Source organism: Amycolatopsis sp. NPDC049252 (genome assembly GCF_043197175.1).
GTDB lineage: Bacteria > Actinomycetota > Actinomycetes > Mycobacteriales > Pseudonocardiaceae > Amycolatopsis.
This window is the reverse complement of record NZ_JBICSQ010000055.1, coordinates 17043-42675: the sequence shown is the minus strand read 5'-3', so window position 1 is coordinate 42675 and position 25633 is coordinate 17043. Positions and strand designations below refer to the sequence as shown.

The window sequence follows — 25633 nt, the reverse complement described above, 5'->3', positions numbered from 1 at the left end:
ATCAGCTCCGGGCGAGCAGGCCCTGCATCTCGGTGATCTCCGCCTGCTGGCCGTCGATGATCTTCTGGGCGAGCGCCTTCGCGTCGGCGTTGCCGCCCTTGGAGAGTTCGGTCTTCGCCATGTCGACCGCGCCCTGGTGGTGCTTGACCATCATGTCCAGCCACATCTTGTCGAACTCGGCGCCCTTGGTGCCCTTGAGTTTCTCCAGGTCGGCGTCGGACATCATGCCGGGCATCGACCCGTGGGCCATTCCCGGCATGCCGGACATGCCGGCGCCCCAGGTGGTCAGCCAGGTCTGCATCTGCTGGATCTCGGGGTCCTGAGCCTTGGCGATGCGGCTCGCGAGGTCGAGCACCTTCGGGTCGGTGCTGCGCGACGGGACCAGTTTCGCCATGTCGAGGGCCTGGCTGTGGTGCGGGACCATCTGCTGGGCGAACGTGACGTCGTCGGCGTTGTGGCCGGCGGCCGCCTGCGTGGACGGAGCCGGAGCGGGCGCCGACGAGCTGTGGTCCATTCCGGACATCGAGTCGTTGCTGCTGCACGCGCCGAGAAGCACGGCGGAGGTCAGGGCGATGCCGCTGACGAGGATGTTTTTGCGCATGACAAATCCTTCTCTGTGCTGATTGTTCGTGAAACGACGAGACCGTGGGAGGCCGGGTCGATCACGTGCGTAGTACGCACAGAGAGGTCAGGATGCTTCGGCCGCGTCCGTCGGGCGGACGTCCTCGCCGCGGTGAGCCGCGGAGCCGAGGCGATCGGGCGAACGTCGTGGTGAGCCACGAGAGGGCCAGGAAAGCGGCCAATGCCAGCAGGAGCGCGGCCGCCGCGTACAGCACGGCCAGGCAGAGGTGCAGCATGTCGTGCATGCCGCCGGGCATCCCCGGATCGTGTTCGCCGGAGCCGGCCACCGGCGCCACTTCCGGCCCCACATCGGACATGGCGTGCGACGCGGTGACCTCCGCGGCGCCGGACATGCCGGAGGCCACGCTGAAGTGGTGCATCGCGACGACGCACACGGCAAGGGCACACAGCAGGACGACCTGCTGCACTTTGCCAAGCCGATTCGTCGTCACGGCCCCACCGTATCAACCGCTCCCCGCTCCATGACGGACACTGTTCTCAGCTCTCCCGGGCAGAGTCGGCTTCAGGATCGCTTTGCGACACGGATAGGGATTGGTGCGCGCTCCTCGTTGCACGGGCTGCTCGCCGACGCTTCACCGACCGATCTCCGCCGCCTCTCGGACGGGACGCGGTGGACCAACGAGCAGCTTCTCTATCACATGGTCTTCGGCTACCTGATCGTCCGCGTGCTGCTGCCGCTGGTCAGGGGCGTCAGTCGGCTTCCAGCACCCGTCGGCGAAGCCTTCGCCGCCACGCTCGACGCGGGAACCCGGCCGTTCGACGTGGTGAACTTCTGGGGCGCGGTCGGTGGAGCGAAGGTGTTCGATCACCGGCGGATGGCGTCGTTGCTCGATCGGGTCGTCGCCGCGTTGCATCGCCGGCTCGAGACGGAAACAGAGGCCGGACTGCAGCGGGGGATGGCCTTCCCACCTCGCTGGAATCCCTTCTTCAAGGACCGCATGAGCGTCCTCGACGTCTACCACTTCGCTACCCAGCACTTCGACTTCCACGCCCGCCAGCTCACCCTCGACCCGGGTACGGCGAACTAGCAGCGATCGCCGCGTTCTGCGGCAGCCAGGAGCGCGAGCCCGTAGACCGGCGGGCCGTACCCACGACCTTGCCCGGGCCGCCGGCCACGATGCACCCGCGCTTGCCGCGAGCCCCGGGTGCCCACCTCGCCTTCGCGCCGTGGGCACCCGCAGGCAGCCGAGCCTCAGAAGGCGGTCACGACGGAGTGCGCGGTGGTGTTCTGCGGCGCCGGGGTGTCGGCGCTGCGGCGGGCGCCGCCGGTCAAGGACAGGCCGCCGGTCGGGGCGAACATGCCCATGGTGAAGGTGGATCCGCTCGGGGCCGAGGCGATCGGCACCACCGGGTAGGCGTTACCGCCGGGCCGGACGGACGTGGAGATGTAGTCGCCGAACATGCGGCCCTGGGAGGTGTTCGGGATCCAGCTCAGGTTCATCGGCCCGGCGACCTGGCTGGCGGTGCTCCAGCTCGTCCCGCCGTTGGTCGAGGAGGTGAACCCGACGTCGAGCTGGCAGGTCGAGGCGGTGCAGTTGGCGGCGGGGTAGAAGTAGTACGTCAGGCCGATCCGGGCGCTCGTGCCGGAGGTCGAGGGGTCGACGCCGATGCCGGGGACGAAGTGATCGACGGTGCTGGTGGTGGCGTCGATCGGGATGCGCGCCGGGCTGGTCCAGGTGGTGCCGTTGGCGGACTTGCTGAGCACGATGTCGTTGCTCGGGCAGCCGGAGCGGAACCGGCAGTCCGACCACGCGACGTAGACGGTGCCGGCGCTGTCGATTTCGGCAGTGGGCAGGGCTTCTTCGCGCAGGCCGCCGGCGGCGTCGTGGTGGCTGATCGCGGCGACCTGGACGGTGGAGGTCCAGCTCGCGCCGCCGGTGGTGGAGCGGAAGCTGCGGATCTGGTCGTTGAGCGACAGGTAGGGAACCACGACCGTGCCGTTGGGCTGCACGACCGGCTGACCGCCGAGTCCGGTGTGGGTGCCGGAAGGCGCGCGGGCCGGGCCCCAGGTGAGGCCGCCGTCGCTGGAGGTCTTCATCCGGATGGAGTCGCCGGAGCTGGTGATGTCGTACTGGGTGTAGCAGTTGCCGAAGAACGGGCTGGACGTGGTGTTGTCGCAGACGATCCAGTTCTTGTCCAGCGAACCCGTCGCCGTGGTGACGGGGTTGCCGAAGGTCTTGCCGCCGTCGGTGGAGCGACTGGTGAACACCGGGGTGCCGCTCGGGCAGTTTACGCCGAGGGAGGAGATCAGCCAGACGTTGTGCTTGGCGTCGAAGGCGACGGCGGCGTCGCTGATCTGGCCGCACGGGCCGCCGGTGTTGGCGGTGGTGGCGGGCAGGAAGCCCTGGGTCCAGGTGGCGCCGCCGTCGGTGGAGGTGGCGAAGCCGATGTCGGAGGAGCCGCCGCCGGAGACGCGGCCGACCTGGAAGGCGGAGACGATCGTGGAGCCGAACGCGAACGTGTCGGGTTCGACCTCGGTTCTGTGCTGGGCTTGGGCGTCGGTGAACGGATCGGAGCTGACCTGGGTCACGGCGACGTTCGCGGACGCGGACGTCGCGGAAACCAGCAGGCCGCCGACCACGACGGCCGGCAGGACGGCGGCGGTGACGAGTTTTCGGGACAGCGGCATGGCACGTTCACCTTCTGGCATCGAGGTGAGGCAACGAGGCGGGCAGCGGGGTCGCCGCTGCGGGCCATGACGACTCCCGATCCAGCCACGCGAGGCCCGTGCGGTAAAGCCGCCATGTGGAGGACCCCGGCTGATCAACTGTCCAGTTCGGAGGCGCCGGTGCCGGCCCCTCGACCGATCCAGAACGTTCGGCGGCGGCCGAACGGCGGAGGAATTGGCCATGCGCTTACCTAGTCCAGTGTGGACAGTCGACAAGCAGGTAACGCCACGGCCCGCCGGGGCGACGGTTCCAGCGGCGGACCAAGGCACGGCTCGTGCCGTGTGGCTGGCCGCGCACCGGAAACTCCGGTCGATCAAGGGAGCACGCCCGTGTCGCGTCCCCGCACCATTTCCGCGATCTGTGTGACAATTCTGAGTACGGCCGCGCTCGGCGTGTTCGCCGTGGCCCCGGCCACCGCACAGCCGTTCGGCTACCACCAGCTCACCCCCGTGCAGCAGCGCCACGTCTCCGGACTGCTGTCCACGGTTCTCAACGGCGAAGACCCTGCCAACGCTGCCAGAGCATTGGCCCCGAATCGGGCCACGCCCTCAGCTGCTGCGCCGTGCGCCAACCGGTACGGCACCAACGTCAAGGTCAACCAGAACTGCCTGAACCTCACCGACCCCGATCTGCAGGGCCGGGCCCAGGCCCAGAACGAGACCTGGGCGGCCGCCGACCCGAACAACCCCGCCCACGTCATCGCCACCTACAACGACTACCGCCGCGGCGACGGCACCTGCGGCGTCAGCTACTCCCTCGACGGCGCCCGGTCGTGGGCCGACGCGACCACGCCGAACGGCTTCAGCCGCGGCACCGACTTCGGCGGCGCGCCCCGGGAGTACTGGCAGTCCGGCGGTGACACCTCGGTGGCGTGGGATTCCCGCGGCAACGCCTACCTCTCGTGCCAGGTGTTCAACCGCGGCAGCGCCGTGTCGCCGAACCCGGACCAATCGAGCGCGTTCCTCGTGTTCCGTTCGACGGGAACCAACGGGGCGTCCTGGAACTTCACGGGCCGTCCCGTCGCCACCCACGACGACACCGCCGGAGCCGGGAATTTCCTGCTGGACAAGCAATTGCTGACCGTCGACAACAATCCGCGCAGCCCGTTCCGCGACCGTGTCTACGTGTCCTGGACGACCTTCGCCGACGACGGCACCGGCTACATCTACGAGGCCTACTCCGCCGACTACGGCGAAACGTTCTCCGTGCCAGTACTGGTCAGCGCCGACACGTCATTGTGCGCCAACGCGCTCGGCTTCCCGACGCCGCGGGGCCGGTGCAACCAGAACCAGGACTCGCAGCCGTTCGTCGGCCCCGACGGCGCGTTGTACGTGGTGTTCAACAACTTCAACAACGCCACGGCGAACGCGGCGGACAACCACAACCAGGTCCTGCTGGCCCGCTCCGCCGACGGCGGCCGGAGCTTCTCGACGCCGGTGCTGGTCGGGAACTACCACGAGCTACCGGACTGCGCGACCTACCAGAACGGCCAGGACCCCGGACGCGCCTGCGTCCCGGAGAAGGGGCCGTCGGCGAACTCGGTGTTCCGCGCGAGCAACTACCCGATCGGCGGCGTCGACCCGCGCAACCCGCGCCGGATCCTGGTCACCTACGGCTCGTACATCAGCCGGAACTCCAACGAGACCACCGGCTGCACGCCGACCGGGTTCAACCCCGCCACCGGCATCAACACCTACACCGGCGTGAAGAACGGCACCTGCAACAACGACATCGTGCTGTCGGCCTCGACGAACGCCGGTGCTTCGTTCGCCGGCGGCAGCACCGACGTCCGGCAGCTGCCGGTGGTCACCACCGCGCCCGGCCAGGCCCGGACCGACCAGTTCTGGCAGGGTGCCGCGTTCAGCCCGGACGGCACGTTCGCGGTGAGCTACTACGACCGTCAGTACGGCGCCGACGAGACCACCGGCTTCTCGGACATCACGGTGTCGGCCGGGTTCACCCACACCCGGGCGACGTCGGGCAGCATGCCGCCGCCGACGCAGTTCACCGGGACCTTCTACGGTGACTACGCCGGAATCGCCGTCACCCCGCGTGCCGCGTATCCGGTCTGGTCGGACACCCGGCCGCCGGATCTGTTCCTCTGCCCCGGCACCGGCACACCCGGCACTCCGCCGGCTACTTGCCAGGCCGGCGCGCCGAACGCGTCGATCGCCAACGATCAGGACACCTACACCACCGCCGTCGGCGTCCGCTGACCGTGCTCGAGTGGGTCACCCGCGGTTTCGCGGGTGACCCACCGGGCGTTCACCTGACCTCGACGCGGAGTTCCCACTGGGTCTGCGGCGGTCCGTGCGGGTCGCCGGCGAAGGCGGCGGGGCGGCGGCGCCGCGGCGCCGGGCGGTGCAGGTCGCGGTGGTGGCACCGTCGGCGAGCGGCCGGGCGATGCACTGCAGGACCGATTCGTCGGAGCTGACCGGCAGGCTCCACGGCTGCTGCGGCGAGGACTCGGTCGTGATGTACAGGACGTCCCCGACACCGAGGCATTGCGGCGCTGGTTGCTGCCGGACCGTCGCGACCAGGCTGCGCGGTCCACAGCCGCCCTTGCCGGGCGGTGAGGAGGGGCTGCCACTGGCCGCCGTGCCGGTGCCCTGGCCGGCGGGCGGCGTCGGCTGTTCTCCGGCCGGCGGACCGGTGCCGCAGCCGCCGAGGAGCAGCAGCAGGGGCAGGGACAGCAGCAACCTGGGACGCCTCCGGACGGAGGCGTCCCATCGGGTGACAGGGCGGGTTCAGCAGAAGCTGAGCCGGCCGAGGCGGGTGGCCCAGCTGCCACCGGTCGCGAAGTACTGCTGCGCGACGACGTCGGTGCAGGTGGTTTCCACCGACACCGAGGAGTCGTCACCGAAGCGGGTGTTGGTCGTGGTGGCCGCTGGTGTCGGTGTAGGCCCAGTTGAGCCAGACGTAGTTGCTCGCGCCGCCGCCTCCGGCGTCCGACACCCCGATGGAGGGGTTGAAGTCGTCGCTGGTGCCGCTGCGGTAGGCGAGCGCGACGAACGGGACGTTGTCGCTCAGCCGGATCGCGCCGTAGCGGATCCCCGGGAAACCGCCGATGGCGATGCCGTGGGTGAACCAGATGAAGTTGCCGAGCTGGTACGGCGACCACACGATCCGCCCGTCGCTCGGATCGAGCTTCGTGGTGACGCCCGGCTGGTTGACCTGCCGCGGCGGTGCGCTGACGGTGGCCTGCAGGGTCAGCGTCGTCCCGGGCCCGGCGGAGTTGGTCATGCGGTAGAGCTGGTAGCCGGTGCCCGCCACCGACGCGAGGAAGTAGCTGTTGGTCGTGGCCGGCGTCGGGTTGCCGCCGACGGCATTCGCGTCGGTCTGGCGGCCCCGGCCAAGAAGACGGGGCGGGCTGTCATCGGGCCGTATGCGCATAGGAGCGGCAGGGAGCCAGGCCGTCTACAGGCCGTCACACGTCCGGCCCGGATCAACCTCAGTCGGCCCAACCGGCCTGAAAGTGCAGGTCAGGCCCTGTCTGACCGTGAAAGGTGCCGGCTTGGGAAATGGTGTCCTAAGTTCTGGCACAAGTAGGCGGGATCGGGCCTGAACTGCTGTTTTGCAGTTGAAGATCCCGTCGGCTGCGTCCCGTGCCCGGCGATGACTCGACGGCTTTCCGCACCTTCGTGAAGCCGGGGCTGCCACCGATCAAACTGCCGTGATCGGGTCGGTCAAGAGTCGCTCGAAAGCCGGGAAACCGGCGCCGGTCTCGACGAAATCGCCGTGACGACATGGAGCCGGACTACGGCGATCTCCAGTGCCGGATTGGCGGCGTGCGCGGACAAGGTCGAGGACATCGCGGGTACCGGGATCCGCAGGGCTCGGCACCGTGCTTCCGGGGGAACGTTCCTCCGGTTAAGGCGACTGCCGTCGTGTCAGAAATTCACCGGATGGGCCCTGAGTATTCCTTTGATCAAGGTGTCCTCCCGCTGTGTGAGAGTTGGCCGTCCGGCTGGTCATTTTGTCGGATTCGCTCCGCGGTTGCTCATCTTTTCTGTTGATCTTTCGCTGCCTTTCCGGCGTTACGCGCCAACCGGGTGATTTCGAAAAGTGCTGGAACGCGGGTCCTTTACTGGTGTCGAGTTGCGGATAGTTGCAGGTGGCGGGGCTGTCGGTGGTCTAAACCCGTCATTGGCGGTATATCCATGGCAGAAGGGTGAACCGATCGGCCTGGCGGGTTTTCCGTTGCGTGACGGGCTTTCCCGGCGCCTTTCCCGGATTTGCGGTTATGCTCCATTCGGCGGTACGAGCCCGATCTCGACTGGGTAACGTATGGCGAATCCGGCTGTTGGGGGATCACGGACCGCTGGGGCGACCGACTTTCCTTCCGGGGAGCCAAGGCTGCTGCGAACGCACGGCAGTGGCCGGCGTGCAATCGGCACCGCGATGCGGCTGCCGATTCAGCAGGAGATCCAAAAGTTCGCTGACGTGAGAAAGGATCAACCGCATGTGTTCGCGATCACCGCTGCCAGGCTTCGCGCCGCTTTGTTGACCGGGTGGCAAAAACTCTCGACGCTGGTAGGCGCGGTTCGCAGCTCTCCAGGAAAGCGGCCCGCGCAGCCTTCTGCCTCCTGGCGAAATCGCCAGTGAACCCCATCCTTCGTAGTTCTGGCGCCGGCCTGGTCAGGCGCTGATGCCTCCGTGCTCGAAAGGTTCCGGAAATGCCGCTCTTTGACGTCCCGGTCGACGCGACCAGGACGGCGTCCGTCAGCGGGCCGACGCCCGCGCACCTCGCCGAGCTGGTCCAGGCACAAGCCGCCCGCACGCCGCTCGCACCCGCCCTGACCGGCGCGGACGGGACGCTGACCTACACGGACCTGAACGTCCGGGCGAACAGGCTGGCGCGGGTGCTCGTCGAGCACGGTGCCGGGCCGGAACGGATCGTTGCGCTCGCGCTGCCGCGCTCGGCCGACCTGATCGTCGCGCAGCTGGCGACGGCCAAGGCCGGCGCGGCTTTCCTGCCGATCGACCCGGACCACCCCGCCGAGCGGATCGCCTTCACGCTCGCCGACGCCCGGCCGGTGCTCGTCCTGACCCGGTCGGCCGCCGGACCGGAAGGCATCGGAACCACGCCCACGATCGCCCTCGACCGGCCCGAGCTGCTCGACGGCAGATCCGGCCACGACCTCACGGACCCGGACCGAACGCGCCCGCTGCACGTCGGCCACCCCGCGTACCTGATCTACACCTCCGGCTCGACCGGCGTTCCCAAGGGCGTGCTCGTCACCCACCGCGGCCTGGCCGGATTCTTCGCCGCGATGCGGGACCGCTACGACGTACGGCCCGGCGACCGGGTCCTCGAGTTCTCCTCACCCAGCTTCGACGCCTCGATCCTGGAACTGGGCATGGCGCTGCCCTCGGGGGCCGCGCTCGTCGTCCCGCCCGCGGGCCCGCTGCTGGGCGACCGGCTCGCCGAAGTCCTCGCCGGCAACCGCGTCACGCACGCCCTGATTCCGCCGGTCGCCCTGGCCACGCTCTCCGCCGCGCACGCCGCGAGCCTGCCCGACTTCCGAACGGTGATCGTCGGCGGCGACGCCTGCCCGCCCGAACTGGTCCGGACCTGGGCGCCCGGCCGCCGGATGATCAACTCCTACGGCCCCACCGAGTCGACCGTCGTGGCCACCTGGAGCGATCCGCTCGTGCCCGGCGGGACGCCGCCGATCGGCCGGCCGCTGCCGGACACCACGGTCCACGTGCTCGACGAGTCGCTGCGCCCGGCCGCCACCGGCGAGCTGCACCTCGCCGGCCCGAGCCTGGCCCGCGGCTACCTCGACCGGCCGGGGCTGACCGCGAGCCGGTTCGTCGCCGACCCGTTCGGCGCGCCGGGCGCCCGGATGTACCGCACCGGTGACGTCGTGCGCCGCACCGCCTCGGGTGAGCTCGAGTTCGTCGGGCGGACCGACCACCAGGTCAAGATCCGGGGCTTCCGCATCGAGCCCGGCGAGATCGAAGCGCTGCTGCTGAGCCGCCCGGACGTCCGGGAAGCGGTCGTCGTCGCCCGCGAAGACCAGCCCGGCGTCAAGCGCCTGGTCGCCTACGTCGCCGGGGACGCCGAGCCGGCCGCCCTGCGTGCGGCCGTGGCCGACAAGCTCCCGCCGTACCTGGTGCCCGCCGCCTTCGTCCCGCTCGACCGGATGCCGCTGACCACGCACGGCAAGCTCGACCGGGACGCGCTCCCGGAGCCCGACTGGGCGGCCCAGGTCCGCGCGACCCACACCCCGCCCCGGACCGCCACCGAGCGGATCCTGGCCGGAATCTGGGCCGACCTGCTCGACGTGCCCGAAATCGGGGTCGACGCGGACTTCTTCGAACTCGGCGGGGACTCGATCCTCGGCGCGCGGGCGCTGGCGCGGATCCGCGCCCGCTTCGGTGCGGACCTGTCGCCGCGGGTGGTGTTCGACGCCCGGACCATCACGAAGCTCGCCGCGTTGCTGCCCGAGGGCGACCGGCCGGTGAGCGACCGCATCGAGCGCGCGACCCACGACGACGTCGTGCCGATCTCCCCGGTGCAGCGCCGGTTGTGGCTGCTCGACGAGCAGCACCCCGGCAGCACCGAGTACAACGCCGGCGTCGGGCTCACCTTGTCCGGGCCGCTCGATCGCGAAGCTCTGCGCAGCGCCTTGGCCGGCCTGGTCACGCGGCACGAGGCGCTGCGGACGACCTTCCGCACCGTCGACGGTCAGGGCGTCCAGGTGGTCGCCGGGACCGGCACGATCCCGTTGCGCGAGGTCGACGCGGACGACGACGTGGACGCGCTGCTCGCGGCCGAGCTGGACCGCCCGTTCGACCTGGGCGCCGGGCCGCTGACCCGGGCCACGCTGATCCGCCTCGGCCCCGACGAGCACCTGCTTCTCCTGTGCCAGCACCACATCGTCACCGACGGCTGGTCGGTCGGCCTGCTCGTCGACGAGCTCGCCGCGCTGTACGCGGGGGAGGAGCTCGCCCCGGCGCCGATCGGGTACCGCGACTACTCCCGCTGGCACCACGAACGCCTGGCCGGCCCGCTGCGCGAGCGGCAGCTGACGTACTGGCGGGCGCAGCTGGCCGGGCTGGAGCCCCTGGAGCTGCCCACCGACCGGCCGCGTCCGCCCGTCCGCGAGACGCACGGCGCCATCCGCCGCTACCCGCTGCCGGACGGGCTCGCCCGCGGCCTGGCCGCCCTCGGCCAGGACACCGGCGCGACCCTGTTCACGACGCTGACCGCCGTGGTCCAGCTGCTGCTGGCCCGCTACACCGGGCAGGACGACATCGCCGTCGGCACCGCGGTGTCCGGCCGCGACCACGACCAGCTCGAGCGCCTGGCCGGGTTCTTCGTCAACACGCTGGTCCTGCGCTCCGCCGTCGACCCGGCCCAGCCCTTCGACGCTTTTCTCGGCCAGGTCAAGGAAACCGCGCTCGCGGCGTTCGCCGCCGGCGAGGTGCCCTTCGACCAGGTCGTCGACGACCTGCGGCCGGCCCGTGACCCGGGCCGCACGCCGCTGGTGCAGGTCCTGCTCGTGCTCCAGCAGGACCTCGTCCGGACCCGGGAGGCGGGCGCCCTGCGGCTGGGCGAGCACGATCTGCCCCGCCCCCGGGCCCGGTTCGACCTCGTGCTGGAGTTCCAGCCGCAGGGCCGCGGTGTCGCGATCGAGTACGACACCGCCCTGTTCGACGCCGCGACGATCGACCGTTTCGCCGGGCACCTGCGGGTGCTGGCCGAAGCCGTCGTCGCCGACCCGCACCGGCCGGTGGCCGAACTGTCCATGATGGACGGTGCCGAGCTGGCCCGGCTCCACGACCTTGCGCGGGGCCCGGCGGTCCCGGTCCCCGCGCCCACCCTGCCCCGTCTCTTCGAGGCCCAGGTGGCCCGGACGCCGGACGCGGTCGCCGTCGTCTGCGACGGCCGGCGGCTGACCTACCGGGAGCTCGACGACCAGGCCAACCGGCTGGCCCGGGTCCTGCTCGACCGGGGTGCCGGACCCGAGCGGCTCGTCGCCGTCTCGCTGCCGCGCACGGAACGGCTGCTGGTGGCGCTGCTCGGCGTCCTCAAGTCCGGCGCCGCGTACCTGCCGGTCGACCCGGCCTACCCGGCCGGCCGGATCGCGCTGATCCTCGACGACGCCGCCCCGATCCTGATGCTCACCGCGGACGGCGAAGGAGCCTCGGTGGCCTTCGACGACCCCGGCCTGCTCGCCGGACGGTCGGCGGCGCCGGTCGGCGGCGGACCCGACCCCGCCAACCCGGCCTACGTGATCCACACCTCCGGCTCGACCGGGCGTCCCAAGGGTGTCGTGGTCGCCCACCGCAGCGCGGCGAACCTGATGGCGTGGGCGGCCGCCGACTTCGGCGCCGTCCTGCGGCCCGGGTCGACCGTCGTCGCGTCGACGTCGCTCAACTTCGACGTCTCGGTGTTCGAGATCTTCGCGCCGCTGATGACGGGCGCCACCGTCGAGGTCGTCCGGGACGTCCTGGCCCTCGGCGAGCAGGCGGACGCCGGCCGGAAAGTCGGCCTGGTGAGCGGCGTGCCGTCGGCGTTCGCGCAGCTGTTGTCGCAGGGCGTGGTCTCCGTGCGGCCTTCGACGGTGGTCCTGGCCGGTGAGGCCCTCACCCTGCACGCGTTGCGCGACATCCGGAAAGCGCTGCCGGACAGCCGGATCGCGAACATCTACGGTCCCACCGAGTCCACTGTGTACGCCACGGCGTGGTACCACGACACCGACCGCACGCCGCCGATCGGCCGTCCGGTCGCCGGGATCCACGCCTACGTCCTCGACGCCGGGCTGCGGCAGGTGCCCGTCGGTGTGCCGGGGGAGCTGCACCTGGGTGGTGCGGGCGTGGCCCGCGGGTACCTCGGCCGGCCGGGGCTGACCGCCGGCCGGTTCGTCGCCGACCCCTTCGCCACGCCGGGCGCCCGGATGTACCGGACCGGCGACGTCGTGCGCTGGACCGCGCGAGGCGAGCTGGAATACCTCGGCCGTGCCGACGACCAGGTCAAGATCCGCGGCTTCCGCATCGAGCCCGGCGAGGTGGAAACCGCGCTGCGGCAGCACCCGGACGTCGCCGAGGCCGTCGTGGTCGCGCGCAAGGACGGCGGGCACCAGCGGCTGGTCGCCTACGTGGTGCCCACCGCACCTGCCGGCTTGCGGGAGTTCCTCGCCGCGTCGCTGCCCGCACACCTGGTGCCCTCGGCGTTCGTACCGCTCGACCGGCTGCCGCTCAACCCCAGCGGCAAGCTCGACCGGCGCGCCCTGCCCGCCCCCGACTGGGCCGGCACCACCACTCGCGTCGCGCCGCGGACCCCGGCCGAACGCCTGCTCGCCGGCATCTGGGCCGAAGCGCTCGGACTGCCCGAGGTCGGTGTCGAGGACAACTTCTTCGAGCTGGGCGGGGACTCGATCCTCAGCATCCGGCTCGTGTCCGAGGCCGCGAAGGCCGGCCTGAAGATCACCACCCGGGACGTCTTCCGGCACCAGACGATCGCCGCGCTCGCCGCGGCCGCCGGCACGCCGGCCCCGGCCGCGGAACGGCGGGCGGCGACCGGGGCCGTGACGCCGACCCCGATCCAGCGCTGGTTCCTCGACGCCGAACCGGCCGATCCGGACCACTTCGCCCAGGAACTGAGCGTCCGGCTCACCGACGACGTCGACGAGGCCCGGTTGCGTGCCGCGGTGAACACCGTCGCCGGCCACCACGACGCCCTGCGGCTGCGGTTCCGCCGTACTGGAACCGGCTGGACCCAGCACCACGCCGAACCGGGCGGCGCCGACGTCTTCGGCGCGACGATCGACCTCGAGCACGGCCCGCTGGTGCGCGCCGAACTGACCGGCACGACCCTGCACCTGGCCGTGCACCACCTGGTCGTGGACGGCGTCTCCTGGCGGATCCTCCTCGAAGACCTCGACCACGCCTACCACGGGCGTGCGTTGAGCCCGCGGACCACGTCCTTCCAGGACTGGTCGGCCCGGCTCGCCGCGCACTCCTTCGACGACCACCTCGACCACTGGCGCGTGGTCGACGGCGCGCAGATCCCGCTGGACACCGCAGACACCGACGACGTCAACACCGTGGCGAGCACCCGGACCGTCAGCACCCGGCTGGACGCCGACCTGACCCGCGCGCTGCTGCAGGAGGTCCCCGGCGTCTACCGGACCCAGGTCAACGACGTCCTGCTGACCGCGCTCGGCCGTGCCCTGGGCCGGTGGGCCGGCACCGACCGGGTCCTGCTCGACCTCGAAGGCCACGGCCGCGAAGAGCTGTTCGACGACGTCGACCTGTCCCGCACGGTCGGCTGGTTCACCTCCCTGTTCCCGGTCGCGCTCGACGTGCCCGGCGGCGGCTGGGGCGAAGCCCTGAAGCGGACCAAGGAACAACTGCGCGCGATCCCGGCGCGCGGGCTGTCCTACGGCGCCCTGCGCTACCTGACCGGCACCGCCCCCGAGGTGACGCCCCGGCTCAGCTTCAACTACCTCGGCCGCTTCGAGGTGGCTGGCGACCTCTACCGCGGGCTCGAGCGGGACCTCGAACTTTCGCAGAGTCCCGGCGCGATCCGCGCGCACGCCATCGACGTCGTCGCCCGGGTCACCGACGGTTGCCTGGAGATCACCTGGTTCTACTCCGACCGGCTGCACCGCGAAGCCACCATCGCCGCGGTCGCCGACGACCTCGGGCGCGGCCTGGCGGAGATCGCCGCGCACTGCGCCGACCCGGCCGCCGGCGGCCGCACGCCGTCGGACTTCCCGCTGGCCCGCCTCGATCAGGCAGGCGTGGACACGATCGCCGGGGACGGCCGCGACGTCGAAGACGTCTACCCGCTCACCCCGGCCCAGGCCGGCATGCTCTTCCACGGGCTCACCGGTGACACCCGGTCCGCCTACCTCCAGCAGATCACGTTCGTGCTGACTGGTGTTCCCGACCCGGCCGCCCTCGCCCGCGCGTGGCAGCAGGTCGTGGACCGGACGCCGGTGCTGCGCAGCCGGGTCGTCTGGGACGGCGTGGACGAGCCCGTGCAGGTCGTCCACCGGCAGGTCACCCTCCCCGTCGAACACCGCGACTGGACCGGCGAACCCGAGGACCTGGACGCGGTGCTGGCGGCCGACCGCGCCACCGGGCTCGACCTGACCGCGGTACCGCTGACGCGGCTGCTCGTCGCCCGCCTCTCGGCGACCGAGGTCCGGGTCGTCTGGACGTTCCACCACCTCCTGCTGGACGGCTGGAGCCTCTTCCAGGTGCTCTCCGACGTCGCGGCGGCCCACGCCGGCCGGCCGCTGCCCGCGCGGCGGCCGTTCCGCGACCACGTCCGCTGGCTGTCCGAACAGGACCGCTCCGCCGCGGAAAAGTACTGGCGTGACCAGCTTTCCGGCCGGCCCGTGCCCGTCCGGCTGCGGACCGACCGCACCCCCGAGCGGCACACCGTCGAGTCGACGGCGTCGCTGCGCGTCGACGTGCCGGCCGGCCCGCTGCGGGCCGCCGCGCAACGCCACGGCCTGACCCTCAACACCCTCGTCCAGGGCGCCTGGGCCGTGCTGCTGGCCCGCCACGGCGGGCGCCCCGAGGTCTGCTTCGGCACCACGGTCGCCGGCCGGCCCGCCGAGCTGGCCGGGGCCGCCGAGATCACCGGCCTGTTCATCACCACGCTGCCGCTGGTCACCGACGTCCACGACCACCTCCGGGCGGGCGACTGGCTCCGGGACCTGCAGGCGCGGCAGGCCGAAGCGCGGCGGTTCGAGTACGCGCCGCCGGTGACCCCGTTCGACACGCTCCTGGTCTTCGAGAACTACCCGGTCACCGACGGGCTCGGGCTGCGCGAGCTGCGCGGCGTCGAGACCACCAACTACCCGCTCAGCGTCGTCGCCTACCCCGGCGAGGAACGCCTGGACCTGGCCTTCGGCTACGACCCGGCGCTGTTCGACGCCGAGACGGTCGCCGGGTTCGCCGGGCACCTGCGCACCTTGCTCACCGAACTGGCGGCCGGACTGGACAAGCGCGTCGCCGACCTGCGGATGCTCACCGACACCGAGCGGCACGACGTCCTGGTCCGGTGGAACGACACCGCGCACGACCTCCCGGCCGCGACCGTGCCGGAGCTGTTCGCCGAGCAGGTCGGGCGCCACCCCGACGCGGTCGCCGTCACCGGCGGGGAAACCCTGACCTACGCGGAACTCGACGTCCGCGCCAACCGGCTTGCCCACCGCCTGATCGCGCTCGGCACCGGCCGGGACGACCTGGTCGCGCTGCTGCTGCGCCGGTCGGCGGACGTCGTCGTCGCCCAGCTCGCGGTGCTCAAGGCCGGTGGCGCGTACCTGCCGCTGGACGCCCGGGCCCCGCGGGAACGGCTGCGCGTGCTGCTGGACGGCGTGCGGGTGCTCGTCACCGACGACCCGCGCCAGGATGTCCACAGTGGACCGACCGTGCGCGTCGGCGACGGTGGCGACGAGCCGGCGAGCGCGCCGGACGTGGTGCTGCGCCCGGAAAACCTGGCCTACGTGATGTACACGTCGGGATCGACGGGCACGCCGAAGGGCGTGGCGGTGACCCATCGGGATATCGTCGGGCTGGCCCGGGACCGGTGCTTCTCCGGTCCCGCGCACCGGTCGGTGCTGATGCACTCCCCGCAGGCGTTCGACGCCTCGACCTACGAGGTGTGGGTGCCGCTGCTCGGCGGCGGCCGGGTGGTCGTCGCGCCGCCGGGCGACGTCGACGCCCGGGTGCTGCGTCGCGTGGTCGCCGCGCACGGGGTGCGCGCGCTGTTCCTGACGGCGGGGTTGTTCCGGGTGCTGGCGCAGGAGGATCCCGCCTGCCTGCGGGGCGTCCGCGAGGTGTGGACCGGCGGCGACGTGGTTCCCCCCGCCGCGGTGCGCCAGGTGCTGGCGGCGTGCCCCGGCGTGGCCGTGGTGGACGTCTACGGGCCGACCGAGACCACGACGTTCGCCAGCCACCTCGTGCTGCCGCCGGGCGAGCCGGTACCGGACGTGGTGCCGATCGGCCGGCCGCAGGACAACATGGCGGCCTACGTCCTCGACGCCGGCCTGCGCCCGGTCCCGCCCGGCGCCCTCGGCGAGCTGTACCTCGCCGGCACCGGGCTCGCCCGCGGCTACCTCGGGCAGCCGGGCCTCACCGCCGAACGGTTCCTGGCCGACCCCTTCGGCGCGCCGGGGACCCGGATGTACCGCACCGGCGACCTCGTCCGCTGGACCCGCGCCGGAGTGCTGGAGTTCGCCGGCCGCGCCGACGACCAGGTCAAGATCCGCGGCTTCCGCATCGAGCTGGGGGAGATCGAGACCGCACTCACCGCGCACCCCGACGTCGCCGAAGCCGTCGTCGTCGCCGCGGCGGACGCCGGGGTCAAGCGGCTGGTCGCCTACGTCGTCGCGACCGGGACGCCGGACCTGCGCGAGTTCCTGCTCGAGTCCCTGCCGGACTACCTCGTGCCCGCGCTCTACGTCCCGCTGGAAGCGTTGCCGCTCAACGACAACGGGAAGGTCGACCGCCGGGCGCTGCCCGCACCGGACCGCACGCCGGACCGCACCCACCGCGAGCCCGGCACCGACGCCGAGCGGCTGCTGGCCGGCATCTGGGCCGAGGTCCTGCGGGTGGACCGCGTCGGCGCCGACGACAACTTCTTCGAACTCGGCGGCGACTCCATCCTGAGCATCCAGGTCGTCTCCCGGGCCCGCCGGGCCGGGCTGGACCTCATGCCGGGCCAGGTGTTCGACCACCCGACCGTCGCCGCGCTCGCGCTCGCGCTCGCCGCGAACACCGCCCCCGCCGTGGTCACGGCGGACGAGGGACCGGTCACCGGCGACGCGCCGCTGACGCCCGTCCAGCACTGGTACCTCGACCCGGAGCCGGTGCACCCCGAGCAGTTCGTCCAGTCCGTCTCGATCGACCTGCCCGCGCCCGACCCGGCGGCGTTGCGCCGCGCACTGCGGGAACTGCAGCTGCACCACGACGCGCTGCGGCTGCGGTTCACCGACGGCGGCCAGCACCACGCGCCCGACGCCCAGGACGTGCTCGGGGCCACCATCGACCTCGAGCGGGGACCGCTGCTGCGGGCCGACCTCGACGGCACCACGCTCACGCTCGCCGCGCACCACCTGGTGGTCGACGGCGTCTCGTGGCGGATCCTCCTGGAGGACCTGGAAACCCTCCTCGCCGGCGGCGAGCTCCCCGCCCGCACGACGTCCTTCCGCGACTGGGCCCGCACCCTGGCCGAGCACGCCGCCGCGGGCGGCTTCGACGACGAGCTCGCCCACTGGGCCGCCGCGGACGCCGATCCGGCGCTCCCGGTCGACGCGACGGGCGCCAACACCTACGGCTCGGCCCGGTCGGTGACCGTCCGGCTGCCCGCGGACGCGACCCGCGCGGTGCTGCACGACGTGCCGGGCGCGTACCGGACGCAGGTCAACGACGTCCTGCTGACCGCGCTCGGCCGGGTCCTCGCGGACTGGACGGGCCGCGACCGCGTCCTCGTCGACCTCGAAGGGCACGGGCGCGAAGACCTGTTCCCCGGGATCGACCTCTCCCGCACCGTCGGCTGGTTCACCTCGATCTTCCCGGTCGCGCTCACCGTGCCCGCCGTGCCCGGCGGCGACTGGGGCGACGCGCTGAAGCAGACCAAGGAACAGCTGCGCGCGGTGCCCCGCCGGGGCGTCGGCTACGGCGCCCTGCGCCACCTCACCGGTACCGCCCCGCGCGTCGAACCCGGGATCAGCTTCAACTACCTGGGCCGGTTCGACCACGGCGGCGGCCTCGACGGCGCGGCCCACCCGGAGCAGGCCCGCGGGCACCTGCTCGACGTCGTCGGCGCGGTCGTCGGCGACCGGCTCGAACTCACTTGGCACTACTCGGACCAGGTGCACACCGAGGCCACCGTCCGCCGCCTCGCCGACGCGCTGCTCGCCGCGCTCACCGGGATCGTCGGGCACTGCGCCCGCCCGGACGCCGGGGGCCGCACGCCGTCGGACTTCCCGCTGGCCCGGCTCGACCAGGCCGCCGTGGACCGCCTCGCCGGGACCGGCACCGGAGTCGAGGACATCTACCCGCTGACCCCGATGCAGTCGGGCATGGTGTTCCACAGCCTCGTCGACGGCGCGGCCGGCACCTACCTCAACCAGGTCCGGCTGCGGCTGACCGGTGTCACCGACCCCGAGCGCCTGGCCCAGGCCTGGCAAGACGTCGTCGCGGCCACGCCGGTGCTGCGCAGCCGCGTCGTCTGGGACGGCCTCGACGCACCCGTCCAGGTCGTCGAGCGGTCCGCGCCGGTGCCGGTCACGCACCTGGACTGGACCGGGCACGACGACCGCGAGCGGTTCCTCGAGGCGGACCGGGAGCGGGGCTTCGACCTCGCCACCGCGCCGCTGATGCGGCTGGCGCTGGCCCGGCTGCCCGGCGGGGACGTCCTCATGCTGTGGACGTTCCACCACGTGCTGCTCGACGGCTGGAGCGCCGCCCAGGTCTTCGGCGAGGTCTGCGCCCGCTACGCCGGTGCCGCCACGCCGGGGCCCCGGCCGCCGTTCCGCGACTACCTGCGCTGGCTCGGCGCGCAGGACACCGCGGCGGCCGAACGGCACTGGCACGACGAGCTGGCCGGGGTGCGCACGCCGACCCCGCTGCCCTACGACCGCCGGCCGAAGGAGGTGCACCGCACCCGGTCCACTGCGTCCCACCACGTGTCGGCGCCGGCCGACGGGCTGCGGGAGCTGGCCCGGCGCGCCGGGCTGACCCTCAACACCATCGTGCAGGGTGCGTGGGGCCTCGTGCTGTCGCGGCACAGCGGCGAAACCGACGTCGTGTTCGGCACCACCGTCTCCGGCCGCCCGGCCGACCTGCCGGGCGTCGAGGCGATGGTCGGGTTGTTCATCAACACGCTGCCCAGCCGCGTCACCGTCCCCGACGGACAGACCGTGACCGCGTGGCTGCGCGACCTGCAGGCGGCCCAGGCCCGGGCGCGGCGGTACGACTTCGTGTCCCTGGCCCGGATGGGGGCCGGGCTGTTCGACAGCATCCTCGTGTTCGAGAACTACCCGTTCGACGCCGGCGCGATCGCCGCGCACGGGATCGGCCTGCACGAGGAAGGCGAGCTGCAGCCGACCAACTACCCGCTCAGCGTGGTCGTCACGCCGGGGGAGCGGCTGGCCGTGTCGTTCGACCACGACCCCGAGCTGTTCGACGCGGCCACGATCGAGTGGCTGGCCGGGCACCTGCTCCTCGTCCTGGACCGCATCGCCGCCGCGCCCGAGCGGCCGGTCGGCGAGCTGGACCTGCTGACCGAGGACGACCGCGCAAGCGTGCTGCGGACGTTCAACGCCACGGCGCACCCGGTCGCCCCGGCGACGGTGGTGAGCCGGTTCGCCGACCAGGTGCGGCGGACGCCGGACGCCCCCGCGCTCGGGCCGCTGACCTACGCCGAGCTGGACGCTCGCGCGAACCGGCTCGCGCACCGGCTCATCACGCTCGGCGTCGGCGTGGAGGACCGGGTCGGGCTGCTGCTGGAGCGGTCGGCCGACCTGGTCGTCGCCGAGCTCGCGGTGCTCAAGGCCGGCGCCGCGTACGTGCCGGTCGACCTGCGCGCCCCGGCCGCCCGGATGCGGCTGATGCTGGGCGAGGCGGGTGTCTCCGTGGTCGTCGCCGACCGGTCCCGTTCGGACGTCCACAGTGGACCGACGGTGCTGGTCGGCGAGCCTCTCGACGGCCCGGCGACCGCGCCGGAGGTGCCGGTGCGGCCGGAAAACCTGGCGTACGTGATGTACACGTCCGGGTCGACGGGGACGCCGAAGGGCGTGGCGGTGACCCACCGCGACGTCGTCGGCCTGGCCTCGGACCGCTCCTTCGCGGGCGAGGCGCACCGGAGCGTGCTGCTGCACTCGCCGCAGGCGTTCGACGCCTCGACGTACGAGGTCTGGGTGCCGCTGCTGGGCGGCGGCCGCGTGGTCGTCGCACCGCCGGGCGACCTCGACCCCGACGTGCTGCGCGTGCTCGTCGCCGAGCACCACGTGAGCGCGTTGTGGCTGACCGCCGGGCTGTTCCGCCTGCTGGCGCAGGAGGATCCCGCGTGCCTGCGCGGGGTCCGTGAGGTGTGGACCGGCGGCGACGTCGTCCCCGCGAGCGCCGTCCGCCAGGTGCGCGACGCGTGCCCGGGCCTGACCGTCGTCGACGGCTACGGCCCCACCGAGACGACGACCTTCGCCAGCCGCTGCGTCCTGCCGCCCGGCGAGCCGGTGCCCGACGTGGTGCCGATCGGCGGACCGCTCGACAACATGGCCGCCTACGTCCTCGACACCGGGCTGCGGCCGGTCCCGCCGGGGGTGGCGGGGGAGCTGTTCGTCGCCGGCACCGGCGTCGCGCGCGGCTACCTCGGCCGGCCCGGGCTCACCGCGGAACGGTTCGTGGCGAGCCCGTTCGGCGCGCCGGGGGCGCGGATGTACCGCACCGGCGACGTCGTTCGCTGGTCGGCCGGCGGGGTGCTGGAGTTCGTCGGCCGGGCCGACGACCAGGTCAAGATCCGCGGCTTCCGGATCGAGCTGGGCGAGATCGAAAACGCGCTGGCCGCGCACCCCGGCGTCGCCGAGGCCGTCGTCGTCACCCGCGACAAGCGGCTCGTCGCCTACCTGGTCGGCACCGCCACGACGACCGACCTGCGTGCGTGGCTGCAGCGCGATCTACCCGACTACATGGTGCCCGCGGCGTTCGTCACGCTCGACGCGCTTCCGTTGAGCCGCAACGGGAAGGTCGACCGGCAGGCGCTGCCGGAACCGGCCGCCGAGCCGGTGGCCGGCTACCTGCCGCCCCGCACGGAGACCGAACGGATCCTCGCCGACGTGTGGGCTGACGTGCTCGGCGTGCCCGCCGTGGGGATCGAGGACAACTTCTTCGAGCTGGGCGGCGACTCGATCCTGAGCATCCAGGTCGTGTCCCGGGCGCGGCGGCACGGCCTCGCGCTCACCCCGCGGGACCTGTTCGCCCACCAGACCGTCGCGGCGCTGGCCGTCGCCGCCGGGACGGCCGCGGTGACCGTGGCCGAGCAGGGCCCGGTCAGCGGCCCCGCCGCGCTGACCCCGATCCAGCACTGGTTCTTCACCGGAGATTTCGGTGCCGCCGCGGACTTCACCCAATCCGTCCGGGTCGAGCGGGCCGAACCGTTCGACGTCGAGCGCCTGCGCACCGCGCTGGCCGCGCTGGTCGAGCACCACGACGCGCTGCGGATGCGCTTCACCGGTGACGGCCAGATCAACGCCGCGGCCGAGCCGGCCGAGCTCCTCGGCGCCGTCATCGACGTCGCCGCCGGGCCGCTGCTGTCCGCCGAACTGCTCGAACCGGCCGTGCTGCGGCTGACCGTCGACCACCTGGTCGTCGACGGCGTCTCGTGGCGGATCCTGCTGGAGGACCTCGAAACCGCCTACGAGCGGCGCCCGCTCCCGCCGAAGACGACGTCGTTCCGCGACTGGGCCAACCGGCTCGCCGCCCGGGCCGAAGCCGGCGGCTTCGACGACGAACTGCCCTACTGGCGCACGGCTCTGGCGGTCGACCCGGCTCTGCCGGTCGACGGCAAGACAGCGGACGGCACCACCGAAACGGTCACCGCGCGCCTCGACGCCGAGCTGACCCGGGCCCTGCTGCAGGACGTCCCGGGCGCCTACCGGACGCAGGTCAACGACGTGCTGCTGGCCGCGCTGGGCCGGGTCCTGACCCGCTGGACCGGGCGCGACCGCGTGGTGATCGACCTGGAGGGGCACGGCCGCGAGGACCTGTTCGACGACGTCGACCTGTCCCGCACGGTCGGCTGGTTCACCTCGATGTACCCGGTCGCGCTGCGGATCGACGACGACTGGGCGGCCCTGCTCAAGTCGGTGAAGGAGCAGCTGCGCGCGGTGCCCCGCCGGGGCGTGGGCTACGGCGCGCTGCGGTACCTGACCGGCACCGCGCCCGCGGCCGGCGCCGAGATCGGCTTCAACTACCTGGGCCGGTTCGACGGCGCGGCCGGCAGCCTGGACTCCGCCGTCGGCGCCGGCGCCGGCCGCGCGCACCTGCTCGACGTCGTCGGCCGGGTGGAGGCCGACTCCCTGGAGCTGACCTGGTACTACTCGCCCGGGGTGCACACCGCCGAAACGGTCGAGCGGCTGGCCGCCGACCTGGTGGCCGCGCTCGGCGAAGCCGTCGCGCACTGCGCCGGGCCCGGGGTGGGCGGCCGGACGCCGTCGGACTTCCCCCTCGCCGGGCTGGACCAGGACCAGGTCGACCGGATCGCCGGCGACGGCCGCGCCGTGGCCGACATCCACCCGCTGACCCCGATGCAGGCCGGCATGGTCTTCCACGGGCTTTCCCAGCAGGCGCAAGGTGTCTACTTCGAACAGGTCACCGCCGTCCTCGACGGCGTCGCCGACCCGCACGCGCTGGCCGCGGCCTGGCAGCACGTGGTCGACCGGACGCCGGTCCTGCGCGGCCGCGTCGTCTGGGAGGACGTCGCCGACCCGCTGCTCGTGGTGCACCGCGACGTGCGGCTGCCGGTCACCGAGCTCGACTGGCGGGACCTCGGCACCGGCGAGGCCCTGCGCGACCTGCTCGCCCGTGACCGCGCCGAGCCGTTCGACCTGGCGGCCGCGCCGCTGCTGCGGGTCACCCTGGCCCGGCTGCCCGGGGACGCCGTCCAGCTCCTCTGGACGTTCCACCACGTGCTGCTGGACGGCTGGAGCGTCTTCCAGGTGCTGTCCGACGTCTGCGCCGCGTACGCCGCCCTGCGCGACGGCGCCGTGCCGGCCCTGCCGAACCGGCGGCCGTTCGCCGACTACGTGACGTGGCTGGGCGCGCAGGGCCAAGCGGGCGCCGAGGAATACTGGCGCCGCGAACTGGGCGACGTCACCGAGCCGACGCCATTGCCCTACGACCGGGTTCCGGCCGCCGCTCACGAAGCGAGTTCGTCGGTGTGGGCCGGCCGGGACCTCGACGAGGAGCGGACCGCCCGGCTCGCCGCGTTCGCCCGGCGCGAGCGGCTCACCGTCAACGCGATCGTGCAGGGCGCGTGGGCGCTGCTGCTGTCGCGCTACAGCGGCGAGGACGACGTCTGCTTCGGGGCGACCGTGTCCGGCCGCCCGGCCGGGCTGGCCGGGGTCGACGACATCACCGGCATCTTCATCAACACGCTGCCGGTGCGGGTCGCGGTGGATCCCGCGGCCCCGGCCGCGGACTGGTTGCGCGGCCTGCAGGCCACGCAGGCGGAATCGCGTCGCTTCGAGCACGTCCCGCTGACCGCGGTGCAGGGCTGGAGCGGCGTCGAAGGCGGGCAGAACCTGTTCGACAGCATCGTCGTGTTCGAGAACTACCCGGTGACCGCCGACGATGTCGCCGGTCATGGCGTGCGCCTGCGGGACCTCGACGCGAGGGAGACGACCAGCTACCCGCTCAGCGTCGTGGCCTCGCCGGGCCCGCGGCTGTCGCTCGGGCTCGGCTACGACCCGGCGTTGTTCGACGCGACCACGATCGAGCGGCTGGCGGGGCAGCTGGAGCACGTGCTGAACACACTGGCCGACGAGCCGGACCGTCCATTGGGGACACTCGACGTCCTGACCGCGGCCGAACGCGACGAGATCCTGGTGGCGTTCAACGACACCCGCCACGACGTCGCGCCGGTGACCCTGACCGACCTGATCGAGGCGCAGGTGGCCCGGACCCCGGACGCCGTCGCGGTGCTCGCCGGCGACGAAAGCCTGACCTTCGCCGAGCTGGACGCGCGCGCCAACCGGCTGGCGCGGGTGCTGGCCGCGCGCGGCGCCGGGCCGGAGCGGATCGTCGCGCTCGCCCTGCCGCGCTCGGCGGAGATCGTCGTCGCGCAGCTGGCCGTGCTCAAGACCGGCGCCGCCTACCTGCCGATCGACCCGGACTACCCGGCCGAGCGGATCGCGTTCATGCTCGAAGACGCCGCCCCGGTCGTGGTGCTGACCCCCGCCGAGCTGGCCGCCCTCGACGACGCGGGCTCCCCGGCCGAGCCGTACACCCGGGCCGTACCGCTCACCGCGCCGGCGTACGTGATCTACACGTCCGGGTCGACCGGCACCCCGAAGGGCGTCGTGGTCACCCACGCCGGCCTGGCGAGCTTCTCCGGCGCCGAGATCGGCCACTTCGACGTCCGGCCGGGCGACCGGGTGCTGCAGTTCTCCTCACCCAGCTTCGACGCCTCGGTGCTGGAACTGTGCATGGCGCTGCCGGCCGGGGCCGCGCTGGTCGTGCCGCCGCCCGGGCCGTTGCTCGGCGAGCAGCTGGCCGGCGTGCTGCGCGATCAGGGCGTCACCCACGCGCTGATCCCGCCGGTGGCGATGGCGAGCGTCCCGGACGTGGCGCTGCCGGAGTTCCGGACGCTGGTGGTCGGCGGCGACGCCTGCACCGCCGACCTCGTCACCCGCTGGGCCCCGGGCCGCCGGATGATCAACGCCTACGGCCCCACCGAGATCACCGTGGTCGCCACCTGGAGCGATCCCCTGGAACCGGGCCCGACCCCGCCGATCGGCCGGCCGATCCGCAACGCCCGCGTCCACGTCCTCGACGCCGCCCTGCGCCCGGTGCCGATCGGGGCGCCGGGGGAGCTGTACGTCTCCGGGGCCGGCGTCGCCCGCGGTTACCTGAACCGGCCGGGGCTGACCGCGACGCGGTTCCTCGCCGATCCCTTCGGCGCGCCCGGCACCCGGATGTACCGCACCGGCGACCTGGTGCGGTGGCGGGCCGGCGGCACGCTCGAGTTCCTCGGCCGCGCCGACGACCAGGTCAAGATCCGCGGCTTCCGGATCGAGCCCGGCGAGATCGCGGCGGCCCTGCGGACCCACCCGGACGTCCGCGACGCCGCCGTCGTCGCGATCGACCAGCGGCTGGTCGCCTACGTCGTCGCGGGCTCGGTGGCCGGGCTGCGGGAGCACGTCGCCGCGACCCTGCCGGCGCACCTGGTGCCCGCGGCCTTCGTCGCGCTCGACGCCCTTCCCCTCACCGCCAACGGAAAGCTCGACCGGCGGGCGCTGCCCGCGCCCGCCGCGCCGGAAGCGGGCGCGGACTACGCGGCCCCGGAAACCGAAACCGAAGAGGTGCTGGCCGCGATCTGGGCCGAGGCCCTCGGCCTCGACCGCGTCGGCGTCGAGGACAACTTCTTCGCCCTCGGCGGGGATTCCGTGCGCAGCCTGCGGATCACGTCGATGACCAAGTCCGCCTTCGACGTCCAGCTCACCCCCAAGGACGTGCTCGCCGCCGGCACCGTGCTGGCCCTGGCCGAGCTCGTCGAAGAACGGGTCCTGCGGGACCTCGAACGGCTCGCCGCCGGCCAAGACCTCTGACAGACCCCGAGAAAGGAAACC

General features: G+C 72.9%; 8 protein-coding genes. 3 read left to right on the top strand and 5 right to left on the bottom strand.

All coding sequences use genetic code 11. From position 1 onward, the window contains the following. Position 1: 1 nt before the first annotated feature. A complete protein-coding gene (locus ACGFMK_RS35575) occupies positions 2 to 601 on the bottom strand; it encodes a DUF305 domain-containing protein (protein WP_392772858.1) in 600 nt (199 codons plus the stop codon). 61 nt (positions 602 to 662) lie between these two features. Then, positions 663 to 1073, bottom strand: a complete 411-nt coding sequence (locus ACGFMK_RS35570; RefSeq protein WP_392772855.1) for a hypothetical protein — start codon at positions 1071 to 1073, stop codon at positions 663 to 665. A 117-nt stretch (positions 1074 to 1190) separates the two neighbouring features. Here ACGFMK_RS35570 and ACGFMK_RS35565 point away from each other — a divergent pair, with 117 nt between their 5' ends. Continuing rightward, positions 1191 to 1670: a DinB family protein gene (locus ACGFMK_RS35565; RefSeq protein ID WP_392772852.1), complete on the top strand. Its 480-nt coding sequence runs from the start codon at positions 1191 to 1193 to the stop codon at positions 1668 to 1670. A gap of 164 nt (positions 1671 to 1834) precedes the next feature. Here ACGFMK_RS35565 and ACGFMK_RS35560 read toward each other — a convergent pair whose 3' ends face one another. After that, positions 1835 to 3271, bottom strand: coding sequence for a sialidase family protein (locus ACGFMK_RS35560; protein WP_392772849.1), 1437 nt, complete (start codon positions 3269 to 3271; stop codon positions 1835 to 1837). Between the two features lie 402 nt (positions 3272 to 3673). Here ACGFMK_RS35560 and ACGFMK_RS35555 point away from each other — a divergent pair, with 402 nt between their 5' ends. Then, a complete protein-coding gene (locus tag ACGFMK_RS35555) occupies positions 3674 to 5527 on the top strand; it encodes an exo-alpha-sialidase (RefSeq protein ID WP_392772846.1) in 1854 nt (617 codons plus the stop codon). 15 nt (positions 5528 to 5542) lie between these two features. On the opposite strand, the gene ACGFMK_RS35550 is transcribed toward ACGFMK_RS35555, so the two are convergent. Together ACGFMK_RS35550 and ACGFMK_RS35545 are read right to left on the bottom strand one after the other, a co-directional pair. Beyond that, entirely contained in the window at positions 5543 to 6010 is a 468-nt protein-coding gene (locus ACGFMK_RS35550; protein WP_392772843.1) for a hypothetical protein, read from the bottom strand. A gap of 157 nt (positions 6011 to 6167) precedes the next feature. Then, positions 6168 to 6704 carry a hypothetical protein gene (locus tag ACGFMK_RS35545; RefSeq protein WP_392772840.1) on the bottom strand — a complete coding sequence of 179 codons (537 nt, stop codon included), beginning with the start codon at positions 6702 to 6704 and terminating at the stop codon, positions 6168 to 6170. Positions 6705 to 7987: 1283 nt separating this feature from the next. Here ACGFMK_RS35545 and ACGFMK_RS35540 point away from each other — a divergent pair. After that, positions 7988 to 25612, top strand: a complete 17625-nt coding sequence (locus tag ACGFMK_RS35540; protein ID WP_392772837.1) for a non-ribosomal peptide synthase/polyketide synthase — start codon at positions 7988 to 7990, stop codon at positions 25610 to 25612. The last annotated feature ends 21 nt before the right edge of the window (positions 25613 to 25633 follow it).